This is a genomic window from Corynebacterium sp. HMSC073D01 (genome assembly GCF_001815555.1).
GTDB classification, from domain to species: Bacteria; Actinomycetota; Actinomycetes; order Mycobacteriales; family Mycobacteriaceae; genus Corynebacterium; species Corynebacterium glucuronolyticum.
This window is the reverse complement of record NZ_KV821080.1, coordinates 33,542-35,715: the sequence shown is the minus strand read 5'-3', so window position 1 is coordinate 35,715 and position 2,174 is coordinate 33,542. Positions and strand designations below refer to the sequence as shown.

The 2,174-nt window shown below is 54.6% G+C and carries 2 protein-coding genes and 1 pseudogene; all 3 read left to right on the top strand.

The window, feature by feature from the left end; all coding sequences use genetic code 11:
* Positions 1–90: 90 nt before the first annotated feature.
* Positions 91–1,071 carry a pentapeptide repeat-containing protein gene (locus HMPREF3044_RS10505; protein WP_005394591.1) on the top strand — a complete coding sequence of 327 codons (981 nt, stop codon included), beginning with the start codon at positions 91–93 and terminating at the stop codon, positions 1,069–1,071.
* Positions 1,072–1,228: 157 nt separating this feature from the next.
* Positions 1,229–2,013: pseudogene (locus HMPREF3044_RS10500) on the top strand (MetQ/NlpA family ABC transporter substrate-binding protein).
* A 3-nt stretch (positions 2,014–2,016) separates the two neighbouring features.
* A partial coding sequence (locus tag HMPREF3044_RS13470; protein WP_246821039.1) for an ATP-binding cassette domain-containing protein occupies positions 2,017–2,174 on the top strand: 158 nt, incomplete at its 3' end.

The following is a 2,174-nucleotide window of genomic DNA, read 5'->3' as shown; positions in this document are numbered from 1 at the left end:
ATCAGGGTGTCCACACAAACGGGGTCAGCTCCAACCACAGCGATCCCAGTGCCCAGATTATGTTAATGACTTTAAGAAATTAGGCGACCTGTGGTAGAAACCAACGACTATTTCAAAGCCCTCTCATCCTCTACCTGTCAGGACCAACGTTACGGAGTCGACGGCCTGCTTAGCCTGCTTGACCGGTACGTCAGCGGCAATGCTTACGAACGGGCCCAACATATCGTTACCACCCTCACATTGTTTGCCCACTCAAATCTGGGGTGCCCTCGTAACAGGAAGCTTTCAAACACACGCCAATGGCGGCTGGCGGTTCGAGCCGGGGTAGAAGCGGAATATAATTTCGATCGTCTTTTCCACGAATGCAACTGGGATCCCGTTTCCGCAGCTATACAGGGTATTGCAGAGCGAATTACCCAATCGCTATTCTTCGCTCAACCAGCTCTCCAATTGCTCGTCCCGCGCTACAACGTGTTGCTATCGGATTGCCCCATGCGCGTCAGATTTGCATACACCCGTTTGCCACACATCAAACTAGAACAGGTCAGTCTCAATGACATTTCGTTTCTGTGCAGTGTACTAAACAGGTCCACGTTCGTTGATATCACAGCAAGACGGGCTATTTTCCATAAAGCGAACTGCCATCACGGTCTGTTTAACGGCGATTTCCAGCGTAGCCACTTCATCGCCGCATTCATGCCTTACTCCAGGTTCAACGGTGATTTCTACCGCGCACATTTTGATATCGCGGATCTATCCCACTCCGATTTCTCCGGTAGCGATCTACTTTTTGCGAACTTCACTCGGACCGATCTCCAGGGAGCCAACTTGCGTGGTTGTCGGGTTCACTCCCATGCTTTCTCACGAGCGAACGTGGACGAGACCACCATTTTCCCTGATGGGACAACGATCGCCTCCCACGGTCTAGATTACATCAACCAGAGATGGCCGGGAACCGTTTTGTCACACAAGGAATCGAGCCCGATCGACAAGTTCACCCACTTTGGTGGAGCAATCATCCACGGGGAGGACTACGGAAACAACCTGACAACGCTTACCCCTTGGTACTAAAAGACATTCACAACAATAAGAAAGGTCACCACCGGAATAACTCATACCCCTTTCCTGTTCTAATCCTATAGCCATGGTAGTCTTTCCATTCTAGACCGATTAGTACACGGAGAAGTTAGTAGCGAAGAAGATCATCGCGCTCGCCAGCGCCGTAGCCATGAGCTTTGGGCTCGCATCGTGCGCCGGTAACACGGAGACAGACGGCAAGACCATTACGGTTGGTACCTCGCCGGGGCCGTACTCGGTCCTGTTTAAGGACGGCATTGAGCCCATCCTTAAAAGAGGACGGTTTACGAGGTGAAATACACCGACTTCTCCGATCTGATGCAAGCTAATACCGCACTGGCTGAGGGATCTGTGGACCTCAACGTTGACCAGCACTCCGCCTACACCAAGGTTTTTAACGAGGAAAAGGGCGCAGACCTAGTCACCTTCACCGACATCCCCACCGTCCCGGCGGGCCTGTACTCGGAGCGCCACGCGTCACTCGATGAGGTATCAGACGGCCAGTCCGTAGCCATCCCAATCGATGCGTCGAACTTGTCGCGCGCGCTCAACCTGCTCAAGGACGCCGGGTAGATCACGCTCAAGCCGGAGGCTAACCCGGCCCTCCTCACGGTGCAAGATGTCGCGGATAACCCGCACAACCTTGATTTCAAACCAATGGATTCGGCGGGCATCCCGCGCGTGCTGCCGGACGTGGACTGGGGCGTCATTCCCGGCTCCATGAGCTACGCCTCCAAGGTTGACCCCAAGCTGCAGCTTTTCCAGGAGAATCTGCGCCCCGAGCTCATCCTCAACGCCACGACCACCGAGGACAAGGTCAACGAGGAGTGGGTCAATGCCGTGAAGAAGGCCTACCGCGACCCCGAGTTCTTGCAGTCCGTGGAGGACCAGAACGCTAACAACTACTGGTTCATCCCCGATTCACTCAGAGGCTAGGCCATGGCAGTAGAGTTCGATCACGTCTCACGGCAGTTCGACGGCGTCACCGCGCTGGATAACGTCACCTTCAGCGTTCCCGATGACTCCATCGTCGGCGTTGTGGGGACCTCGGGTGCCGGAAAGTCCACGTTGCTTCGCACCGTTAATGGACTGGAGAC